The organism is Sediminibacterium goheungense, assembly GCF_004361915.1.
GTDB lineage: Bacteria > Bacteroidota > Bacteroidia > Chitinophagales > Chitinophagaceae > Sediminibacterium > Sediminibacterium goheungense.
Genome location: NZ_SNWP01000010.1, coordinates 850,901 through 872,119 on the forward strand (window position 1 = coordinate 850,901; position 21,219 = coordinate 872,119).

General features: G+C 37.9%; 22 protein-coding genes and 1 pseudogene. All 23 read right to left on the reverse strand.

Going from position 1 to position 21,219, the window contains the following annotated elements; genetic code table 11:
* Nucleotides 1-10 precede the first annotated feature (10 nt).
* Nucleotides 11-3,514, reverse strand: a complete 3,504-nt coding sequence (locus BC659_RS03680; protein WP_133473319.1) for a response regulator — start codon at nucleotides 3,512-3,514, stop codon at nucleotides 11-13.
* A gap of 438 nt (nucleotides 3,515-3,952) precedes the next feature.
* Nucleotides 3,953-4,321: a hypothetical protein gene (locus BC659_RS03685; RefSeq protein ID WP_133473320.1), complete on the reverse strand. Its 369-nt coding sequence runs from the start codon at nucleotides 4,319-4,321 to the stop codon at nucleotides 3,953-3,955.
* A 9-nt stretch (nucleotides 4,322-4,330) separates the two neighbouring features.
* The gene (locus BC659_RS03690; protein WP_133473321.1) at nucleotides 4,331-4,675 is read right to left on the reverse strand and encodes a hypothetical protein; all 345 of its coding nucleotides are present in this window, start codon (nucleotides 4,673-4,675) and stop codon (nucleotides 4,331-4,333) included.
* A 124-nt stretch (nucleotides 4,676-4,799) separates the two neighbouring features.
* The gene (locus BC659_RS03695) at nucleotides 4,800-5,078 is read right to left on the reverse strand and encodes a hypothetical protein (protein WP_133473322.1); all 279 of its coding nucleotides are present in this window, start codon (nucleotides 5,076-5,078) and stop codon (nucleotides 4,800-4,802) included.
* Nucleotides 5,079-5,087: 9 nt separating this feature from the next.
* Entirely contained in the window at nucleotides 5,088-5,378 is a 291-nt protein-coding gene (locus tag BC659_RS03700) for a hypothetical protein (protein WP_133473323.1), read from the reverse strand.
* 344 nt (nucleotides 5,379-5,722) lie between these two features.
* Nucleotides 5,723-5,854, reverse strand: a pseudogene (locus BC659_RS17015) (helix-turn-helix domain-containing protein); the annotation flags it as partial.
* Between the two features lie 125 nt (nucleotides 5,855-5,979).
* On the reverse strand, nucleotides 5,980-6,486 hold the full coding sequence (locus BC659_RS03710) for a hypothetical protein (protein WP_133473324.1): 507 nt from the start codon (nucleotides 6,484-6,486) through the stop codon (nucleotides 5,980-5,982).
* Nucleotides 6,486-7,391, reverse strand: a complete 906-nt coding sequence (locus BC659_RS03715) for an RHS repeat-associated core domain-containing protein (RefSeq protein WP_133473325.1) — start codon at nucleotides 7,389-7,391, stop codon at nucleotides 6,486-6,488. Before BC659_RS03715 ends, BC659_RS03710 begins: the two co-directional genes overlap by 1 nt.
* A gap of 246 nt (nucleotides 7,392-7,637) precedes the next feature.
* On the reverse strand, nucleotides 7,638-7,934 hold the full coding sequence (locus BC659_RS03720; protein WP_133473326.1) for a hypothetical protein: 297 nt from the start codon (nucleotides 7,932-7,934) through the stop codon (nucleotides 7,638-7,640).
* 11 nt (nucleotides 7,935-7,945) lie between these two features.
* On the reverse strand, nucleotides 7,946-8,860 hold the full coding sequence (locus BC659_RS16925) for an RHS repeat protein (protein WP_211340733.1): 915 nt from the start codon (nucleotides 8,858-8,860) through the stop codon (nucleotides 7,946-7,948).
* A gap of 122 nt (nucleotides 8,861-8,982) precedes the next feature.
* Nucleotides 8,983-9,210, reverse strand: a complete 228-nt coding sequence (locus BC659_RS03730; RefSeq protein WP_133473328.1) for a hypothetical protein — start codon at nucleotides 9,208-9,210, stop codon at nucleotides 8,983-8,985.
* Nucleotides 9,211-9,463: 253 nt separating this feature from the next.
* Nucleotides 9,464-10,042 (reverse strand): transposase, encoded by a 579-nt coding sequence (locus tag BC659_RS03735; RefSeq protein WP_133473329.1) that lies wholly within the window; start codon nucleotides 10,040-10,042, stop codon nucleotides 9,464-9,466.
* Between the two features lie 167 nt (nucleotides 10,043-10,209).
* Nucleotides 10,210-10,644, reverse strand: a complete 435-nt coding sequence (locus BC659_RS03740; RefSeq protein ID WP_211340693.1) for a hypothetical protein — start codon at nucleotides 10,642-10,644, stop codon at nucleotides 10,210-10,212.
* 80 nt (nucleotides 10,645-10,724) lie between these two features.
* Nucleotides 10,725-11,168 (reverse strand): hypothetical protein, encoded by a 444-nt coding sequence (locus BC659_RS03745; protein WP_133473330.1) that lies wholly within the window; start codon nucleotides 11,166-11,168, stop codon nucleotides 10,725-10,727.
* Nucleotide 11,169: 1 nt separating this feature from the next.
* The gene (locus BC659_RS03750) at nucleotides 11,170-12,219 is read right to left on the reverse strand and encodes a M91 family zinc metallopeptidase (protein WP_342775698.1); all 1,050 of its coding nucleotides are present in this window, start codon (nucleotides 12,217-12,219) and stop codon (nucleotides 11,170-11,172) included.
* 44 nt (nucleotides 12,220-12,263) lie between these two features.
* Entirely contained in the window at nucleotides 12,264-13,145 is an 882-nt protein-coding gene (locus tag BC659_RS03755) for a DUF5677 domain-containing protein (RefSeq protein WP_133473332.1), read from the reverse strand.
* A gap of 1,091 nt (nucleotides 13,146-14,236) precedes the next feature.
* Nucleotides 14,237-15,463, reverse strand: a complete 1,227-nt coding sequence (locus BC659_RS03760; protein WP_133473333.1) for a site-specific integrase — start codon at nucleotides 15,461-15,463, stop codon at nucleotides 14,237-14,239.
* Nucleotides 15,464-15,508: 45 nt separating this feature from the next.
* On the reverse strand, nucleotides 15,509-16,405 hold the full coding sequence (locus BC659_RS03765; RefSeq protein WP_133473334.1) for a tyrosine-type recombinase/integrase: 897 nt from the start codon (nucleotides 16,403-16,405) through the stop codon (nucleotides 15,509-15,511).
* Entirely contained in the window at nucleotides 16,389-17,345 is a 957-nt protein-coding gene (locus BC659_RS03770; RefSeq protein WP_133473335.1) for a tyrosine-type recombinase/integrase, read from the reverse strand. Before BC659_RS03770 ends, BC659_RS03765 begins: the two co-directional genes overlap by 17 nt.
* 48 nt (nucleotides 17,346-17,393) lie before the next feature.
* A complete protein-coding gene (locus BC659_RS16930) occupies nucleotides 17,394-19,019 on the reverse strand; it encodes a hypothetical protein (RefSeq protein WP_133473336.1) in 1,626 nt (541 codons plus the stop codon).
* A 102-nt stretch (nucleotides 19,020-19,121) separates the two neighbouring features.
* Nucleotides 19,122-19,526 carry a hypothetical protein gene (locus BC659_RS03780; protein ID WP_162847340.1) on the reverse strand — a complete coding sequence of 135 codons (405 nt, stop codon included), beginning with the start codon at nucleotides 19,524-19,526 and terminating at the stop codon, nucleotides 19,122-19,124.
* 5 nt (nucleotides 19,527-19,531) lie between these two features.
* On the reverse strand, nucleotides 19,532-20,569 hold the full coding sequence (locus tag BC659_RS03785) for an N-acetylmuramoyl-L-alanine amidase (protein ID WP_281277227.1): 1,038 nt from the start codon (nucleotides 20,567-20,569) through the stop codon (nucleotides 19,532-19,534).
* Nucleotides 20,570-20,652: 83 nt separating this feature from the next.
* Nucleotides 20,653-21,054, reverse strand: a complete 402-nt coding sequence (locus BC659_RS03790) for a hypothetical protein (RefSeq protein WP_133473339.1) — start codon at nucleotides 21,052-21,054, stop codon at nucleotides 20,653-20,655.
* Nucleotides 21,055-21,219: the final 165 nt, after the last annotated feature.

Here is a 21,219-nt window from a genome sequence, read left to right on the forward strand (position 1 = left end):
TATTCTTCTGCTATTTCGTTAACCATACCCGCATCAGCGATAAGAGTTTAGGCATATCAACTGGTTTGGTAATATAATCAGAAGCGCCTGCTTCAATACATTTATCTCTATCGCCTGCCATGGCTTTTGCAGTCAGGGCGATAATCGGCAGGTCCATCATTTTCAATTCTTTTCTGATGCGTTGCATGGCTTCATAACCATCCATTTCGGGCATCATAATATCCATCAGTACCAGATCGGTATCCTTGTGTTTCTTGAGTTGCTCCAATGATTCGCGACCATCGCTGGCTGTCAGTACCTGCATTTTATTAGACTCGAGTACAGCACTGAGTGCAAATACATTCCGCATATCATCGTCTACTACCAGAATTTTTTTGTTCCGCAGTGTGTGGTCGCTCAGGTCTGCCTTGATGGTACCGGTCGTTTTTGTTTCTACCCCCTGCATTTTATGAAGAAACAGTTCCAGTTCATCCAGCAATCTGTTATTGGCGGTTACGGCACTTCTGATGATGATACCTGAAATTTTTCTGAACTCCATTTCATCATTTGCTGAAATATCTTCATCGAGATGTATGATGATGGGTATGTTTTTATCAGACAGGTGCTGGTGAATATGTTTTGCTTCCTGTAATTGAATGGATGCACCGATGTGAATGATCATACAATCATAAGACTGTTTATGTATACAGGCTGCCGCATCTGCTACGGAACTTACCTGCTCAAAATGCAGTTTGTATTCTTTTTCGGCAGCCAGCTGTCGCAGGTCCTCTTCTTCAAAATGAACCGCTGAAATAATCAGTACCTGCTTCAGTCCTTTTCTGATATGGGCCCCCAGCATCACAAAAGCCTGCTCCAGTGTAGCGGCATCAATCGGTTTCTTCATATAAGTCATTACATCTGCCTGCTTAAAGCGGTTATCATCGAAGGCTGATATAATGTGAACAGGGGTATGTTTTAACTGCTCATCGTTCCTGATATGTTTCAGTATGGTCCAGCCATCCATTACCGGTAGCTGAATATCGAGTATAATGGCATTGGGTTTGTACTTGCGGGCATACATCAACCCTTCATCACCCTCCAGCGCAATCAGCACCTGATAGCCTTTGTGACGTGCGTAATCGCGGATAATGGTAGCAAAATTTACATCATCTTCTATGATCAGCATCAGACGCTCACCTCTCTTTAATTGCGCCCTATCGTCTGCAATAGCCGTCTGTTCCTTTACTTTATCGGTAAGCAATACCGGCTGTTCATTCAATCGTAAATCCTCATCTGCCGATGCCTGTTCTATACGTGCACCCATATAGGCCAGCGGTACTTCCAGTGTAAATACGCTTCCCTTATTCACTTCACTCTTCACACTGATGGCACCACCTAATAATTTCATCAGCTCCAGACTTATGGAAAGCCCCAGACCCGTACCTCCATATTTTCGGCTGGTTGAGCCATCTGCCTGTTGAAAAGCTTCAAAAATCAATTGCTGCTTTTCTTCCGGAATGCCAATACCTGAATCTGCAACACTAATAAGTAATGCATCTTTGGGTTCTTTTACATGAAAACCTAAAGTGATCTGTCCCTCAGCAGGAGTAAACTTGAAGGCATTGGATAAAAGATTTTTGATAACCTGCTGTAATCTTTGTTTATCGGTTTGTATAACAGCCGGTAAACCCGGTCCCGTCTGAATCGTAAAGTTGATCTTCTTCTCTGCAGCCACTACGGCGAATAACTGAGAAATATCTGCCGCTACAGAATCAATAGAAACCTCTTCAACCAGCAGATCAATTTTTCCGGATTCAATTTTTGAAAGATCCAGTATATCATTAATCAGCTGGAGTAAATCGTTACCCGATTTATAAATGATATTGGCATATTCAATCTGCTTGGCATTCAGGTTCTGTGTGTTATTGTCTGCCAGCAGTTTGGCGAGTATCAGTACACTGTTCAAAGGGGTTCGCAGTTCGTGCGACATATTGGCCAGGAACTCCGATTTATAGCGGCTGGTATTTTCCAGTTCTTTCGCCTTTACAATCAATGCATGACGGGCCTGTTCAATGGCATCATTTCTTTCTTTCAGTTCCAGGTTAATCTGCTTCAGCTCTTCTTCCTGGGTTTTGAGTTCTTCTTCTGATGCCTGTAGTTCTTCTGTTTGTCGGCTCAGCTCTTCGTTGGTCTGTCTTAATTCTTCCTGTTGTTCCAGTAAAGCTACTTTCTGTTCCTGCAACTCATCGAGCAGTTCATTGATTTTATCTCTCGACTGGTAAGAGTTAATAGCAGCAGAAAGAATATCAGCACAACTCTTCAGCAGAGAAATCTGCAGTTCCGAAAAAGTAGAAAAACAACCCAACTCAATCAGTCCTTTCAATTCATCGTTCATCCATAGTGGTATACAGGCTATTTCACCATTACCGGTAACCTGGCCCAATGAGGATTCTACTTTCCAGTAATCGGGCGGAATATTTTTAATAATAGATACTGTTTTTTCCAGTGCGGCATTACCCACAATACCTTCACCAATGGTAAAGCTTTTACGCGATGTGGAGCTAACTGCCACAGAAGCAGCTGTTACCAGTTTCTCGTTGTTTTTATCTACAAAATAAATAACACCGGCAGGCACTTCCAGGTATTGCACCAAGGCTGAAATGATACGGTTAGCGAGTTCTGAGGAGCTATCCACCACCTGTAAACGGTTGTTGATATAACTCATACCTTCGAGTACCCAGTTTTTTTCCTGTGCCAGTTTGCTGGCTTTTTCGGTTTCTTCTAAGGTGGTCTGTAAGCGAAGCCCTGCTTTGTAGCGACTTTTCAGGGTTTGTATCACAGCATTGATGAGTAAGAGTACCACAATCATTAATACACTGATACCGATATAGAGAATGAGTTTGGTTCTTTCATTATAGCCTGCTACAACGGCTTCTCTTTGTACCAGCAACTCTTCCTCTTCTACTTTTATTTTTTCGAGTTGTCTGTACAGGGCTTCCATCCGTTTCTCTTCATCTACCACAATTTTTCTGAATGCCTCAGTGGGCATATTGGGTAGAATAATACCCTCTGTTCGCCAATAACGTAGCAAACTGGTTACGATTGAATCGAGTACCATCACATTTTGTACCTGTTGGGCATTGTCTTTTACAAATTCTTTGAGGTTCACCAATCTATTAGGGATAAAGCTGGTGCCTTTTTCATAGGCGTCCATATTTTTAGGATCCCCGGTAACCCAGTAAGCCCTTCTTCCACCCCTTATGTGCATAATGGTAAAGCGTATATCCCGGGCATAGGAAATAGCCTGATGGGTATGTCGTACGGTGTCGGCTTCCTTTGCCTGTTTATCCAGCGAGTCAATGGTAACAAAGCCTACTACAAAAACCAGTAAAACGGCAATACCCAGGCCTGAATACAATCGGAGGGGCAAGGAACGGATCATTAATAAGAATTGAATTTTAAAATGACTGGTAAGATAGGCAAATAAATGATTATCAATACAGCCCGGAGGGTAAGAACATGAAATTGCCGGCATGAATTGTGCGGGTTGTTACTTTTGTAAGGGTATAGCCGCTTTTATCTGCAGAAAAGCGTCATAATAAGCTATCGCTGATTGATAATCAGCTGCATTTGCACAGGTCAGGATTTTTTGGTAATTTAACAAGATAGTTACCTGCTTTCGGTTCTCTTATCTGGCAGTGGTTGTGTCACTCACTGCATTACTGTACTCTTTTCCGGGCTTTTATTTTTTCAAATTAGTAGCAGACCTGAATGATTTGCCCGCCCCCGCAGAACTGCTCGGGGTGTTTTCTGTATTCAATTTCATAACATGAGTTTTGAGTGTTTTATTATAAATCAGTCAACCTTTATTAGGACTAGGCAGAGCATAAAAAAACCACCCCATTTTGTGGAGTGGTTATTTTGAAATAGTATTAAAGAGTTAGTATATCCAAAAGTTCTCGTGCATTTTTTATCATCTGGTTTCCAAATAGCAATTACGAGCATCTCCTTCAGACTCAATTATTATGCGCTTACCATCATAACCGTTAATCAGTAACAATAAATTAGTTGAATCAATTTGTTTGACAATGCAGGTTGAACTTATATAAAAAATTTCATCGGTTTCCAAATCTCCATTAGGATCATTATAAATCTTTATTCGAAAAGAACTGTCAGAAACAGACGACACAATCTCAAACCAATACCCTCCATCTTTGCCTCCTATCCAACGGGCATTTCGATTCACATTTTTAGGTACTTGCCTATCATTTGAATTCTTCAAAAGTATAAGACTCAATGTCACAATAAGCAAAATCATAATTATGTATAATCGATGTTTCATAAGAAAAAATTATTCGTTATCTTTTTTCTGTCCGTTATATTTTGCAGGACCAGCTTTACCTGGATTGATTAACTTGTCTTTCATCCACTTAGGCTCGTACTTTGATTTTTCAACTAGTATATCACTTCTTAAATTATTCCATGTCCCTGATGATCTTTCATTTTTGGGATCAAATCGAATAGAAGAAAAAGTTTTCTGATACTCTTCAATCATACTATTTGGTCTTGGATCAATGAGTTGTGGGGCACGTGATGCAACTTGATCATCTTGTGAGGCTACTTCAGTAGCGAAAGTTCCACAATTGTTAGAATATAAATCATACTCTTTTCGAGTTGGGTTATCATTCTCTTTCATTCTTTCTTTCTTCTCCGCAGGGTTTACTTTCTGAAATGTTCCACGCAGATGTCTCCGAGGCACGAGGGACTCTGCGACTGCTCAGAGTTTTGTGTGTCATCTATTTGTAAACCATCTCGTTTATTCATCTCAAATCTATATCCTGCAATTCCATATAAGTAATTACCGGATATATACCCTGCTCGCCTGTAAAATAATATGTAGCCGAACTATGTAAATAATCTTCTGGAAATTTAATACCCGGCATATGCGCTTTACATGGATTATGATGAATATAGTCAATTTTCTGTTTCATAAATACAGTAGAGTAGCATTCTTTTCTGTCAAAGGAAGGCTCAAATACTTCATGTTTTTTATTTTTCAAACGATCTGTATTATTAACCCAGCCTGATAGTTGTTCCAATATATCAGCTTAATTCATCACTTTCAATCTCTTAACCAGTTCATAAGCCATAAACCTTTTTCCGTTACCTATTATTGTGTTGATCAACTGATCTGTTTTCGAGAATGCAACAATAGCATGAACATGATAGGGCATAATGACATACCCTACTATATAATGACCTTTCTCTTTTAAATAATCAAACCATTTGTACACGGCATCGTACCCATTTGTAATCTCAAATAATGGCAACCACCTGGCACAGGTGAATGTGATAAAATAAACACCATTTACTTCCGTTATTTGTTTACGTACTGACATTCGATAAAGATAGACCAAGCCACTGCGAAACGTGCGGAATGTATTAGACACATATTTTCTATTCTCTTTCGATTTAAGTATCTTTTGTTTTATTCAAACACAGTATTAGCAAGCTAAAAAGTAAATAGTACACCCTGGCTGTGTAACACGCAACGTCCCTTCGTGCCTCAGTAGACGATGCGGAGAACATTTTCAGGATGTAAGACGATGCGAAGAAGGAATATACAATACTTGTAAGCTTAAAAGCAAATGACACACTCAAGCTGTGTAACACGCAACGTCCCTTCGTGCCTCAGGAGACGATGCGGAGAACATCTTCAGGATGCAAGACGATGCGGAGAAGGAAGCTCTTTAATCCGATAGAAACTGTCACGGCTTGTACCCATCAGCTTACAGGCTCGGGTTACATTGTTCAATTGTTCGGCCAAATTCAATAGCCCAACGCGGGATTTGATTAACTTAGTTTCAGAGTTCATGATCTGACATTTTGGGTTTATTAAATAAAAGTGTCGTTACTTAAATTTAATCCCAATTGTCAGATCAACTCTTAACTTCTACAATTTAATAAATGAAAAAGCCCCGGAAGTCCGGGGCTTTGCTCTTATTCAAAATCGGGATAATTGACAGGGTATTTATTACCCTTTAGAAGTTCTATAATACCTAAAGGATTTATAACTATTCCAATATATGACTTTCGGTTTTCTCCTTCTAATTTTCCAACTCGGGTAAAATCCTTGTCGTTAATACGCCATACATACCATTTGTTAGATACTCTAATTGGTTCTTCTCCAACCTTTGAACCGTAATCGTTAGTATCTCTAAATAAAATATGGTCTGTTTTTCCAACATCGCTAATATTCCCAGCCTTTTCCCAAAGGTTCATCTTTAAACCAAGTTTAGTAACGCAATGGGCATAAAACTCCACTTCTCCGCTTACGATTTCTGACAAATCGGGATTGGTATTGATTGGATATACTTTCTTAAAAGCCCTGATTACATCGCTGTTCAGCTGGGTAAGGTCGCTAACGATGTACTGAAAATATTTCTTGCTGCTGTCGTCTATCTTGACAGAAAAGACATCGCCTATTTTTGTGTTTGATTTAGCCATTATTTGATACCGTATTGCCACCAGTATTTTGGTGCGATTGAATTAACCTTGTTCAGCAACATACCGCCATTCTTTTGCAAGCCGTATTGATTGATTAAAGTTTGTTCCCAAACTCTCGCACCCGTCTTTGATAAGCCTGTTGCACCATCAATAACACGGTAATCTAAAAGCGACCTTGCTGTACCTGAATTTAAGTGTTCACCGAACCTGACGGCTGCATCCCTGCCTGTTATCCCAACATATCTAACCTTACCTGCTGCGTCTAATCCTTCATACACTAAATGACTTCCCCCCTTAGCGGCAGGTTTAACAACTCTTGTATTCTCAACAACCTTAACAATTTTTTTCGTTACACTACTTACCCTCGCCAATTTAAGACCGGCATTTGCTGCTGCTGTACCTATAAATATCTGCCCAATATCTCCTGTAAGATTGCCTAATATCTCAGCTCTTTTCTCGGCATCACCTTCTTTGAATGCATTGTAAGTGTCTTTTGCATGCGCGTACAATGCTTTGCCTGTTTCTATTGGGTGCGCAATGGCATTACCTATTCCTTTGACCGTTTGTATCGGATTCGTTACTACATGCTTAACTGCTTTTAACGTACTCCATACACTGTTACCCAATCCTTTAAAAAAACTCCCGGTTACTGATGCTGTTTTTCTAATACCCTGTACTACTACTTCATTAAGCATATTTACCTGACCCAAACCACTCGAAATACTAGTTAATGGCTCTAACCCATCCAAATCAACATTAGCTATCGGGTCATTTCCTGAATACTGATAAGGAGTTAAATCAGGATACTCCCATGTCAATGGATCCAGTTGTGTAAACCTCCCTATCTGCGCATCATAATTACGGAAACCATAATCATACCCCCCACAATAAGTGAGGGCACGCAGTTAAGATCACCTTCGTCAAAGAGCTCTTTGTCGTTATAAAGGTATTTATTCTCTACATTACCTTCATAACTCTCTGCCAGCTTTCTGCTGCTGATGCCGGCTATCTTTAATCCAAATGCATAATAGTTAGCACGGGAATAAATTCCCGTGCAAGGGTTATTCTATTCTTTTTTAGTTACTCATGCTACATATTTATATATTCAGTATATCATTTATGCCCGATAAATTTGATAGATCAGCCATTGCTCAATCTCCATAAAAGGTTAAGTAGGTATGAGATTCATTTTTGCATTTAATCGCCAAAGCAATTATTTGATGTATTAAGTCTTTATTTACGTCATACTTTTTTAGAACTTCCAAATCGATCAACAAATCGTCAATTTGAGTAGTATTGAATGTTGTGTCTTCATAAGGATCTAAATACTTAAGTAATTTGAACAACTGATTTTTTTTTCCATCTTTTAAAATGGCAGAATCCAGTTCTTCCAAAACAGCATCAAGCTGTTCTTTATTTTCATCTTCTAATATTATTGTCCAAGCCATATTTTTAATTTTTAAGGAGTTCCAGGAAAAGCAGTTATCAGATTACCATTAGATCCAGTAATGACAGTATAAATGGAAGTTGGCTGCCCTGTAGCTCTGTCAATACCGATATTCCTTCCAGCATCAACAGTTCTTGCAAAGTTTCCATTTGCCTGACGAACCATCGGGTAATGAGTTGCCTGTTGAATCAGTGTAGTTACTTCTGATGGATTGGCGAATTTGCTTTTGCCTGCAAACTTAGTAAGATTATTAACAGTATGTCGATCTAGAGTATGCGTTAGACCCTTTTGAGTAATATTAATAGGTTGACCTAATAATTTTACACTCTCCTTTGCAGCAACTGTCTTGACCGTATTCTTTGTAGCTAATTCAATACCTTCCTTAACAGCATTCTTTATTATACCTTTTGCTACACTACTACCGCCAAACGTAAATATATCAGCTACTATACTTAATGCTCCGATACCAGCCTGTACCCAATTCCCATCTCTAACACCCCTGTAAATATCTCTCGCTCCTCCTGCTATCGGTACAAAGTCAAGACCTACATCTGCTACTTTCACTCCAATATTCAACGCTGTTGATAATGCACTGGCTGATTTTGAAGCAAACATCTTTAACTGTGCCACACCTCCTTTATCTATCCAGCTCACCAACCATTTACCTGCATTCGCTCCTTTTTCTAACAGTTTTGAACTGGCATTAATACCCTGATCAGATAATGAGCCTAACAGTTTTTTTACCACATTTTTAGGCTCTAACCCATCCAAATCAACATTAGCTATCGGGTCATTTCCTGAATACTGATAAGGAGTTAAATCAGGATACTCCCATGTCAATGGATCCAATTGTGTAAACCTCCCTATCTGCGCATCATAATTACGGAAACCATAATCATACCCCCCAAAATAAGTGGGGGCACGCAGTTAAGGTCGCCTTCCTCAAAGAGCTCTTTGTCGTTATAAAGGTATTTATTCTCTACATTACCCTCATAGGTTTCTGCTGCTGATGCTGGCTATCTTTAAACCAAAGGCATAATAATCAGATATTATAAAATATCTTTTATATCAGAAAGTAAGCTTTCTGGTTGGAAATCAGGTTGTTTTAACGACAATTTTGTACTTAATCCAAATGCATCTAATTGATTAAATATTTTTTGTAAAACTTCAAAATACCCAAATAATTTACCTATTTCAAACTCAGTATTTGCATTGCCTTTAAGTTCAATCGCTTCCTCTATTAATTGATCGATTGTGTCTTCAATAAAATTTTGCATAATTGAAAGATTTATCTGCCTAAAATATCTTTTAGAATCTCTATTTGTTCTCTACCATTTGTAATTTCTTTCTCCCACCCTCTCAATAAACTTTGTTGGTGCTGGGGCGTTAAGGAATCCCAATTAGGAACATACTTTTTTCTCCGCAGAGTTTACTTTCTGAAATGTTCCACGCAGATGTCTCCGAGGCACGAGGGACTCTGCGACTGCTCAGAGTTTTGTGTGTCATCTATTTGTAAACCATCTCGTTTATTCATCTCAAATCTATATCCTGCAATTCCATATAAGTAATTACCGGATATATACCCTGCTCGCCTGTAAAATAATATGTAGCCGAACTATGTAAATAATCTTCTGGAAATTTAATACCCGGCATATGCGCTTTACATGGATTATGATGAATATAGTCAATTTTCTGTTTCATAAATGCAAGAGAGTAGCATTCTTTTCTGTCAAAGGAAGGCTCAAATACTTCATGTTTTTTATTTTTCAAACGATCTGTATTATTAACCCAGCCTGATAGTTGTTCCAATATATCAGCTTTATTCATCACTTTCAATCTCTTAACCAGTTCATAAGCCATAAACCTTTTTCCGTTACCTATTATTGTGTTGATCAACTGATCTGTTTTCGAGAATGCAACAATAGCATGAACATGATTGGGCATAATGACATACCCTACTATATAATGATTCTTCTCTTTTAAATAATCAAACCATTTATACACGGCATCGTAACCATTTGTAATCTCAAATAATGGCAACCACCTGGCACAGGTGAATGTGATAAAATAAACACCATTTACTTCCGTTATTTGTTTACGTACTGACATTCGATAAAGATAGACCAAGCCTCTGCGACACATGCGGAATGTCTTAGACACATATTTTCTATTCTCTTTCGATTTAAGCATCTTTTGTTTTATTCAAACACAGTATTAGCAAGCTAAAAAGTAAATGGTACACCCTGGCTGTGTAACACGCAACGTCCCTTCGTGCCTCAGGAGACGATGCGGAGAACATCTTGAGGATGCAAGACGATGCGGAGAAGGAATGCTTCTTCTCGTTCCTGTTCTGTTAGCTGCTTTACAGGCTTCTGTTCTTGTTTACTGAGTTGTGTTAATATGTACACTTCTAATTCACTGGTAATTTCAGCAATAGCTTTGGTAAGTGCAATGCTTCCTACTTCCAATTTCTCAGCTACTCGCCTTACAAACTTCTCTACCTGTGTATCATTGTACAAATCTAAATTGTGCCTGATAGCTAAATCAGCTAACTCATTTGTGTACTGTGGGTGTTTTCTGTTTACCACACTCACTTTCATGGTTACTCTCATTCTGTCCAGCCCTTCTATTCTTACACCTCCAAGTAGTTCAATAAGCAGTTCTTCTGTTTCATAAATAAAACAATTTGTGTTTTCTGTATTCATTTTCATAACATGAGTTTTGAGCATAAAAAACCACTCCGTTTTGTGGAGTGGTTGTTGTGAGTTTTGAATGGTATTTTGTATTTATGCTACTTGACTACAATTGATTCTAATGCTTTATCAAAGGTCAATTTATTTAAGGAATCGACTTTAAGATACCCATAAAACAAATCTCCTTTTTTGACCTCTCGCCATAGCTTACCGAAAGAATCAATTCCTGTCAAATCAATCGTATCAGACATAAATCTATTGCTAAATGCCATTGGCTTATTCCTAATATTTCCATAATTCAATGTCCCTCCCTCTTCAAAAGTAGATACGTAAATAGCCGTTGAGTCTCTGTACCAAAAAGTGTATTCAATTCCTACCTCTGCATCATTACTTACAATTGTTTTCTTCACATATTTGGGCAGTTGTAGTTGAATTACTCTTCCTTTTGGATCATTTAATCTACAATTAACAGAAACGATAGATTTGCCAATCATACATGAGCATATATGAATAAAAAGGTATCCTGCAAGTACTTTTTTCATTTTACCAATTTTTAGGTGTCCATGAAGGTTTAATAGGGTTATTTTTAGCATCAACAATCCGTGGAGTCGTGGGCGAACTAACCCCAGTACTAGGATCATATGCTGTTCTGTAATTTGTTCGTGTTGGCATACCTAGTTGCCCACGTAAAACATTCTCTTTATACGAAGCCTGCCATTCATCTCTCTTTAATCCACTTTCCAGCCTTGTATCCAACAACCCTCTATTCGCATCTCTAGCATGAAATAGCTCGTGTCCTAAATTAGTTGTGGCACTACTTTGTTGCACAATTTTTCCATTCTTATCCAAAACCCAAACATTCGCTCCATTTGGATCCCATTTAACTACCCCCCCCCCCGAACCTCCCGTAGATGCTGATTGAGGAGTATTAGTAGATTGAAATGCAAATGCGGGGTCTGTCCTTAACTGATTTTCGTATGCTTTTGTTAGATTGCTTGCTTTAAATTCATTTGTATTCGTATTTTCTATTGAAAAATTATTTGTTGATGAAGTAAGTTCACTAAGCATCGAAGATCCTTCCTTCGTTAAATTCATTAATCCTAAAGCACTATTAAGATCTTTCATAAATGTATTTTGTGAGCTAACTTGTTTACCAGAAGCATCATGCCAACCTTCATAATCTTTATCATGCGACCAATAATATCTAGCTCCTCCAACAACAGTCCAAATGCTATCTCCATTAATATCAATATTTCGTATTGGATTATTTGCAGCGTATTGGTAGGCTGTTAAAGCATGGTATTTATCTGCAAATCTATCCTGAACATGAAACCTTCCAATCTGCGCATCATACATCCTCGCCCCATAATCATACCAATCAAGTCCTGAACCATCACTAAACTCCTTCTCTTGTTTCTCCTTACCATTGTACTCATACTTATTATCAAGCTTACCTGCAGCTTTAGAACTAATCCCCGCCATTGTTAACCCGAATGGATAATAATGCGTCTCCTCCAACAAAGGTCCCCTCGCATGCACCACCTGCAAATTATCAAAGAACACATCCAGATTACTCTGATTACTTACGTACACATAAAGATATCCATTTCGGTCATATTTTAGGGTACTTTCCCTCTCTATTCTCCTTTGAAAAAATCAGCTTCTAAACGCCTATTAAAATCGAATAACCACTTTGCAAAATCAGCAGATTCATTCAATAAACGTTTTGACATATAGAGCATCAAAACTCTTCGAAGTATCATAATTGTTTCTAAAACATTCATGTACGATCCTATAACATTTCGTTTAGCTCTGATTTTAACACGCCCATTTACAAATACCATGTTACGATTGATTATATCCCATCCATGTGCTTGCCCAGACCAAATAGCATAGCTTATATCGTATCGAGAGTTCATTCCAACTTTATTCACAAGCTCTCTAAAATTCAATGGCCCATCTAATAAACTATACCACTTTTCCCTTTTTTTGTTGTTAGCAGTTTTGTAATACTCAGCTGCTTCTGCATATATAGAATGCCCTAAGGTTTCTTGGAGTGATAAAATTGCTTCATCAATATTGCTTTCAGAGGTTACAGCATCAATTGTTTCTCTTGCTACATTTTCATCAGATTGTAATGATTTAAGTAGTTTTTGATTTTCAGGTGTATCAGCCTTTCTCTTGAGCAATTCAATTTCTTGCATCTTATAATAGAAAAACAAAAACTTGGCTGCTTGTTTGTCATAATCCTCCTTAATTAGATACTCTAACCCAACACTTACTTCAAATAATGTCCGTATAACTGGGATAGCTGCATCATTAGAATAGTGTTTTACCAATAAACTGATTCCATCAGCTAAGTCCATCATTTGCCTTAGAGAAAGTAATGCGGCTAATTCTAAAGGATGCTCACTATAATTAAACTGCCCCCTCTCAATTACCCATTCTGTTTTTTGGACAATTTCATCTATTAGGGAGCAATAAAAGCTGATCTGTTCTTCCGTGTATTGCTCATTCATGCACTAAATTTTCATAAAAGGTAACCAATTCAATAACCATTTATGCATTAGCTTCCTAACTTATTGAAATAGAAATACTAATCGTTAGGGTTCAGGACTCGTAATCTCTCGAACCTCCTAAAAAGGCTTGCGGCAAGTGTAAAGTATTTACAAGAAACTTTAGCACTTACCACATAGCCAATTTAAAAAACACTGCCCCCAAAGGGGGCGGGGCAACCCATCCCAATTCTTTGGTCGGGGATGTATTAAGAGGGAGTATCTACGTCAACGCATCTGCATTATTTAGTTTGATAGTTATATTATAAACACGTAGAGTTATTTATGGAGAGTGTTAATAGCATACCCTATATTTCAGAAAGACTACCACTTACTAAAACATCTGCGCTTATTAGACTCAATTTATTTAAGATTAGGGGGATGATCAGTAAGCATTGAAACCCCATCCTGTATTGGCTTACAAAGGCAAAACACTTTGAAAAAAGTGCTAAAAATTCTTGGCTAAACGACAGATTTTTTGTATCTTTATAGTAAGAGGGTAAGTAATAGTTCTCATAGTAAATCTCACCTGATTCTTCTACAGAACGGTTCATCCCACTCTCCCAAAGCACTCCAGTTACAGGTCGGTATCTCAGCGATAATTTCAAACAAGGCAGACTTTAGACATCGGGTTACCAAGTAGCGTGAAATCCATTGGATTTGCCATCGTGAAAACGGGTTGTCCCCGATAAGTGCAAAAGAAATAGGGTAAACGCCCGTGTTGCTACCTGTTTTACAATTCAGGTCAGTGGAAAAAAGCAACCTCCAGGGTAATAAAATGACCTACGAGGCGGAAAGTCCTATTTTGAAAGCCATGATTAGCATAACCAATTATTAGGCTAATACATGTAACCGATCCTTTTTAGGCTTCGGAAAAGGGCTTTTTATGTCTATTACAATCTTAAACCTTTAAAGAAAGAGCATTTAAGGGTAGTAAATATGAGTATCCCGACTTATAATTTTTCTAACGGTATGGGTTTTAATGAAAGGGAGTGTAAAGGATGGAAGTTATCCGAGCTCTACACTCCTTTGTATTATAATGACAGATAAAACTGTTAGGCTCTTTCATTGATAATAGCCAAACGATCAGTAAGGATAAGCATATCTTCTGCCACTTTAGTATCAACTACTTTACTGTATATCTGAGTAGTTTTAAGGCTCGAATGTCCAAGCATTTTAGATACTGTTTCTATCGGTACACCGTTGGTAAGGGTAACGGTAGTTGAAAAAGTGTGTCTACCTAAATGAAAAGTCAACCGCTTACTAATACCACATGCCATAGCTAATTCCTTTAAATACACATTCATTTTCTGATTTGAAATTATTGGAAGTATCGGTGTGTCATGATCTGGAAAGAAAGGTGGCTCATACCTGTCAAGAATCTGGATCGCCTGAGGTAATAATGGAATAGCTGATCTGACACCTGTTTTAGTTCTGTTTAAAACTACCCATCGTTTACCATCCGACTTTGTTTCTAAATGTTTGCAGCTTAACTTCTTCATGTCTGAATAAGAAAGTCCAGTATAGCAGCTAAATAAGAACATATCCTTTACAACCGTCACTCTTCTCGATTTTACATTCAGGCTTGAAATTCTCATTAATTCGTCTTGTGTTAAATACCCCCTATCTCTACTGATTAAGCGACATTTATAATTACAAAATGGGTTGCTATTGATCCATCCATTCGCAAGTGACATGTGGATGATCTTTTTAAGAAACTGGATATACTTAATAGATGAATTATGACTAAGACCAACTCCCTTTAGGTAGGTTTCAAACTCAATAATAAATTGGCGGTTCAATTCATGTAAGTAGCAATCTTCCCTTTTTTGGTTGTGACGAATAAATGCAGCCGTCTTTCTTTTAAGCCCTTCATATTTGGTAAGAGTAGAACCACTCACATTAATATTAACTTGTCGTTTCAAGATTTGATTATGGTATTCGATTGCTTCCAATATTGTTTTATGTGCCGCTTGCTGATGTAACATTCTATTTTTAACAAGATCAGCCGTTACTGTTAATTGCTGTTCTACAAGTGAATGATATACTTTAAATGCCTCCGTTCGTAGCAATCCTAACCGTTTATTCATCTCACTTACTTCTGTTGCATTCCCTTTTATCAATCCTGTTTTTACATTCCATTGTTTACCTGTTAAATGCAATCCAGTAGAAACCTCAGTTTTACTACCACTTACTGTTATCCTCATAAATAAAGGCGAAAGACCTTTACGGTTCATTTTTGATCTGTATAGCCAGAACAATAGCTTCATATTATTTTCCATAGTTTCTTATTTAGTAAATAAAAAAGGCAGAATGTTATTTCTGCCTTATTGAATCGGATGAAATTGGTCAATATCTCCTCTTAACCCATCAATGTCATGTTGCTTGTAGGCTTCTGTACTGCTCACATACTTATGCCCTGCCATGTACTGAGCCTTTCGTAAACCATGTACTTTTACCCAATTACTAATTACACTTGCACGTAATTGCTTCCAATCCATAACTTTTGTATGTTGATTACGCAGTTGCTTTAACAGGTACTGCATCGTATTAAATAACTGCTCCCCTGTTCCACTACTAATAAATAACTGGTCAGTGTGTTTACCTGTTTGTTCCAGTAATTCTTTTCTGCCGTTACTTAGATATTCCAGTAAATCAACCATCTGTTGTGCTTCCAGTTTTAATGCCCTGCTATTAGTCTTCCTGCTTCCCCTCACATGTACCTTCCCTTCTTTTAACTGCAAGTCTTTTAAGGTTAACTGGGTTATTTCTTCCATTCGTAAGGATTGGTAGACAACTAACCCAAGTATGACCCTGTTTCTTGCTCCTGTACTGCGTGTTGCTTCGTATTGCTGGTAGATTAGTTCCAGTTCTGCTGTAGTAAATAAATGATGTAGTTTCTTTCTTCTGATACCTTGTACTTTGATGTTACTTACTGGATTCTCATTCATCTCTCCCTCTTTTATCAGCCACATAAAATAGTGGTTCAGGAAAGTGAGTTTAATTGCAATGGTCTTCTGTGCATTGTTCTGTGTAGTACAGTATTTTACATAAGCCATCACATCATTGTAACTCACTTCTGTAACATCAGGTATCTGTTCAGCTTCTACCCATTGTTTAAATGCCTGTACCTGTTTAATGATGCTTTTTCTCGTGGCTTCCTTCAATCTTTTACCATATAGGTAATAATCAAAGCCGTTCATTTCATTATCCATCGTTCTCATAGTTTAAGTGTGTGTAGATTTGTGTTGACTCAAGTGAACTGTGACCGAGAAATTCTTTGATACGTTCCAGTGCCATGCCATTTGTCAGTAAATGAGTAGCTATGGAATGTCTGAGTGTGTGCAGTCCAACTTTTTTTTGTTGTAGTGTGGCGTTCTCTGTTAGTTCGATCAGGTATTTTAACCTGAGTAATAACATTTGCCCATCAATTCTTTTTCCTTTGGCACTAATCAGCAGGGCTTCTGCTTTACTTCCCTGTAATAAAACAGGTCTTGCATCGTAGAGGTAGTTTTGTAAATGCAGTATGCCGTGTTTGGTGATGGGTACAAATCGTTCCTTGTAATTCTTGCCCTTCCTTACGTGTAACAATGCCCTGTCAAAATCAATATCTGATTTATCTAACTGTACACCTTCATTTCTTCTGAGTCCACATCCGTAAAAAAGAGTAAGCATAGCTTTATCTCTGTAACCCAATGCCTCATAAAACTCCCTGCCCTTTTTGTGTTTGCCATCTGTTGGTAAATGGTCTGCTACTTGGTACAGTAGTTTTATTTCTGCAATGGTTAGTACATCAATACATTCATGGCTTTTATCTTCTGTGTTCAGTTCAATCAGTGGTAAGGTTATTCTACCCGTTTGTCTTAAGTAATCACTAAAGAGTTTAATGGCTTGCTGGTGTTTGTTTAAATACGCATTACTAAGCCCTCCACCTCTTGTTTGATTTTCTCTTTCTCTTAAATGGTCGTAGTAGTCTGTAATGTGCTGGCTGGTTATTTGTTGTAACTGGGTTCGCTTCTTTGTTTCCATCCAGTGTAGTAATTCTCTTACTGCATTAGGAAGATTGTAAACAGTTGTAGGAGCATAACCCAGTATGTCCAGCCATTCTTTAAAGCCCCTTTCTGCATAGGCATAGGAGGGGCTTTGCAATGGTAGTTGCTTCATTGCATGAATGGTTTAAATGTGATGTAATGGGATTTTTTTAGTCCAGTGCTATTTTTTACTGGGCTGCTGAGCCACCCTTCTTACTCTTTTGATTTTCATGGGTTTAACTGGCTCACTAACTAACTGAGCCGCCTGTGAGCCACTGAGCTGGCTGTACACTTGTTCAAGGGCTGTAATGAGATTGTTTTGTAACTGCTCGTAATCTTCAAAGCTGGTTACTTCGTAGTGGTAAGACTGGGTTTCTTTATTCTCCTTTCTTTGCAGGTAACCACTGTTGTACAAAGCTAAGTTATGCCTTTTCACTGTACTGATGGGTAAGCGTAAGGCTTTACTTATTTCTCTACTGGTGAAGATGCTGGTTTTGTTTTGTTGCAGCCATTGTTTTAACCGTTCATAGTAGTTCCTGCAAGCACCTGTAAGTTCATCACTTTTTCTTAGCAGCACTGCTTTCATTAAATGATTGGCTGCTTTTACATCTTCCAATGTAGTTTCAATAAACATTTCCCCAGTGTCTTCATCTACCCGTTCAGTTCGTTGGTACTGATGGTAATAAGTAACAGCTTCAATAAAAGCAAGGTAGTGAGCATTGGTTCTTCTTGGTTTAAATACACCCTGTGGCAGTAGTAACTGTTCAGCATAAGGGTTTCTTATCTGTACTGGTTGTAATACCCGTTGTGTATTCTGCAACAGTTGTTTTACATTATTCTCTGCTGCTCTGTCAATAGTTCCAGCACTTCTTTTACGCTGGTACTCCATTACTTTTTCATCCTGCTCTTTGCTCTCATCAATGTAAATCAGGAAACTTCTGTTGGCATTGTCTTCATACACCTGTTCACTGGTAGTACATCCAGCTACACTTACTGGACCTTCCACTTTTAAATGCACTGTTTTGGTTTCTCCTGTGGTAGTTTTTTGAGCAAGGGTTTTAGTAATGAACTTTTTACTTTGTAATTCTCGTAAGGGGTACAACACTGTACCTGCTCCGTCTAAATCTTCAATCAGTATTAGTTTATGTTGTAACTCATGCTGACCAAAATAGTAGAGTGCATTTTCACTTAACACTGTTATCTCCAGCTTATCTTCTGTGGGGATCAGTTCACCTACTTTTTCCTGTAAATACGTTTTACCAATACCACTACTCCCTAAACTAATGATGTGCAAAGGCTGTTCTCTTTTCCTGCTGGTAAATATCAGGTACATGAGTAACCTGTTTACTTCCTCACCTATCACTCCACTCTGCCCTATCAGTTCATTGGTCTTCATTAACAGGTTAGGGCTTTTTAGTAGGTTCAATGCTTCTTCTCGCTCCTGTTCTGTTAACTGCTTTAATGGTTTCTGTTCCTGTTTACTAAGCTGGGTTAGTCTGTACACTTCTAATTCACTGATAATTTCAGCAATGGCTTTTGTTAGTGTGATACTCCCCACTTCTAATTTCTCAGCTACCCGCCTTACAAACTTCTCTACCTGTGTATCATTGTACAAATCTAAATTGTGCCTAATAGCTAAATCAGCTAACTCGCTTGTGTAGAGTTTCTGCTTCCTATTCTTTACACTTACTTTCATGGTTACTCTCATTCTGTCCAGTCCTTCTACTCTTACACCTCCTAACAATTCAATGAGTAGCTCATCAGTGGTGTAAATAAAACAATTTGTATTTTCTGTATTCATTTTCATAACATGAGTTTTGAGCATAAAAAAACCACCCCGTTTTGTGGAGTGGTTAATTGTAAGTAACATTCAAAATTCTTTTAAAAAAACTTTTAGAGATATTCGATCTTAATTCTGTACTTGCTCTATATCGGGTTTAACTAAGAAAAAGTTTTTCTTTTTAAAGTACCCCAAATAATACGTATGTTCATTATCATAAATAACACTATATGATCCAGCATTAATCACAAAATTATATTCCTTTCCTTTTATTAAAACTTCTCCTTTGTATTCACAAGATAAAGTATTAAAAATGTAATTTTTTTCATGTGCGGTAATTGTATCCGAGGTTTCAAGAATTTCAAGAATAGAAGATTTGTCTAAAACCCATGTTTTACATTGAGCAGAATACTCACTAATGTTATCAGAAGGTATATTTTCCTTTTGAAATTTTACCACTTGAATAGATTCGTTTGAAGAATAGCATGAGTGAATAAAAAAGGATAAAACTAAAATGAACATTATCTTTATCATTGTATTTACTTTTTAATAAGTCCTGATTTAATAGCATCTAATACGACGGTACCCTCACCATGTGTTTTATAAGATATTTTATCATGGGTATATAAAGAGGTGCTTGAAAGCTTATAAGATACCATTAGATAATTTGTTAAACTTGTTACTGATCTAACTTGGCTTGGAGTAAGGGATTCCCACGCCTTATTAGTATAATCATACTTTCCAACTACTTCTATTCCTATTGAGTTCTGATTTTTGGGATAGCTATTTAATCTTGTTTTTCCTACATGCAAGGTATAATTTTCCAAATTTGCTGTTTGCAGTATTTCCCCATCCTTTCCTACTAAAAAATGGGTTCCATAATTTACTCCATCTCTACCAGTTTTGAAAGCGTTCAATGTACCTTTTGTATTTGACGACTCCGTTCTATGCAAGACAACACCTGCAACACTACTAAGGCTTCCTCTTTCAAGTTCTGAAACACGATTTTGAGTAATATCACTACTCTGCATTTCACCATTTATTATGCTTTTTTTGTATTGCGAAACATCTCCCCATGTTTTATCCGTATTTAGGTTTATTGTTCTTCCACCAGAACCAGTATATTGATGTTCTTTTCCTAAATACGTTGCATCTGACCCATGATATTTTGTGGCAGTTGCTTGGTCTATTACTCTATCATCCCAAACAGGGTTTCGTGAACCATCGCTCTTTGTTCTCATAACCCAATCAAAAGGAGCCATACCAGTAGGATCTCCAAACTTAATGGGGTTATTAAATGAATAATTATACGTACACCATTGATAGAATTTTTCAGAAAGCGGATCCACATTCGAGAAACGACCTATCTGCTGGTCGTACAACCTAGCACTAAAATCATACCACTCTAACCCACTACCATCACTAAATTCCTTCTCCTGTTTCTCCTTACCATTGTACTCATACTTATTGTCAAGCTTCCCAACAGCCTTACTACTAATCCCCGCCATTGTTAACCCAAACGGATAATAATGCGTTTCTTCCAGTAATGGCCCTCTTACATGTGTTACCCCGAACAATTCTGTCGGGGCAGGCTCTGCAAATTATCAAAGAACATCCTTCCTATAGTCAGGACAGGCTATCAACGTTAGGTGTTTCGTTGCTAACTGTAAATATACAAATATCCGTTCTTTGTTACCGGCAGGTTACTCAATATGTGCTGTTTCAGTTCCTGGTCTGAACCTACCTGGTCAAAACCACTGCCGCCAGCAACATATTTAAATTGCTCATCAAACAATACCCAGTTTACATAAGCTTTGGGCTTGCTACTGCTGTCCGAACGGGCATTCAACATATCTGTCATCCCCGGACTCAATGCTCCCCCGCTAACCAGTTCTCCGGCTGTATATTTACCTGCTGCCGATTGTGCAACACCCCCTGCCAATGCCGCCACCAAATCCGCTAACGGACTCACAGGACTACCTGACGTTACACCGTTTAACCGATACCAGCTTTTGGCATGTATATTCACTTTATCACCACTCATTGGTTTTAATGGGTGCATGCTGCGCTCAAAAAAAGGTATTACACTGTTACTACTTCATCTATATCCCGCATCACTGTTAGTTTACGTAGTTATCTATGCTTACAAAATACTGAGGTACAGGTATTCCCGGAAACATCTATAGAACTTCAGGCTGTTTTAATATGAGCATCACAACTGATGCTT

Excerpts from the sequence above, each read along its gene's own strand:
- BC659_RS03700 (WP_133473323.1), bottom strand. The coding sequence starts at position 5,378 with ATGTCAGTACGTAAACAAATAACGGAAGTAAATGGTGTTTATTTTATC.
- BC659_RS03790 (WP_133473339.1), bottom strand. The coding sequence starts at position 21,054 with ATGCACCCATTAAAACCAATGAGTGGTGATAAAGTGAATATACATGCC.
- BC659_RS03755 (WP_133473332.1), bottom strand. The coding sequence starts at position 13,145 with ATGAATGAGCAATACACGGAAGAACAGATCAGCTTTTATTGCTCCCTA.
- BC659_RS03690 (WP_133473321.1), bottom strand. The coding sequence starts at position 4,675 with ATGAAAGAGAATGATAACCCAACTCGAAAAGAGTATGATTTATATTCT.
- BC659_RS03680 (WP_133473319.1), bottom strand. The coding sequence starts at position 3,514 with ATGCCGGCAATTTCATGTTCTTACCCTCCGGGCTGTATTGATAATCAT.
- BC659_RS03740 (WP_211340693.1), bottom strand. The coding sequence starts at position 10,644 with ATGAAAATGAATACAGAAAACACAAATTGTTTTATTTATGAAACAGAA.
- BC659_RS03765 (WP_133473334.1), bottom strand. The coding sequence starts at position 16,405 with ATGAGAACGATGGATAATGAAATGAACGGCTTTGATTATTACCTATAT.
- BC659_RS03685 (WP_133473320.1), bottom strand. The coding sequence starts at position 4,321 with ATGAAACATCGATTATACATAATTATGATTTTGCTTATTGTGACATTG.
- BC659_RS03735 (WP_133473329.1), bottom strand. The coding sequence starts at position 10,042 with ATGTCAGTACGTAAACAAATAACGGAAGTAAATGGTGTTTATTTTATC.
- BC659_RS03745 (WP_133473330.1), bottom strand. The coding sequence starts at position 11,168 with ATGAAAAAAGTACTTGCAGGATACCTTTTTATTCATATATGCTCATGT.
- BC659_RS03730 (WP_133473328.1), bottom strand. The coding sequence starts at position 9,210 with ATGCAAAATTTTATTGAAGACACAATCGATCAATTAATAGAGGAAGCG.
- BC659_RS03780 (WP_162847340.1), bottom strand. The coding sequence starts at position 19,526 with ATGATAAAGATAATGTTCATTTTAGTTTTATCCTTTTTTATTCACTCA.
- BC659_RS03710 (WP_133473324.1), bottom strand. The coding sequence starts at position 6,486 with ATGGCTAAATCAAACACAAAAATAGGCGATGTCTTTTCTGTCAAGATA.
- BC659_RS03760 (WP_133473333.1), bottom strand. The coding sequence starts at position 15,463 with ATGGAAAATAATATGAAGCTATTGTTCTGGCTATACAGATCAAAAATG.
- BC659_RS16930 (WP_133473336.1), bottom strand. The coding sequence starts at position 19,019 with ATGAAAATGAATACAGAAAATACAAATTGTTTTATTTACACCACTGAT.
- BC659_RS03720 (WP_133473326.1), bottom strand. The coding sequence starts at position 7,934 with ATGGCTTGGACAATAATATTAGAAGATGAAAATAAAGAACAGCTTGAT.
- BC659_RS03770 (WP_133473335.1), bottom strand. The coding sequence starts at position 17,345 with ATGAAGCAACTACCATTGCAAAGCCCCTCCTATGCCTATGCAGAAAGG.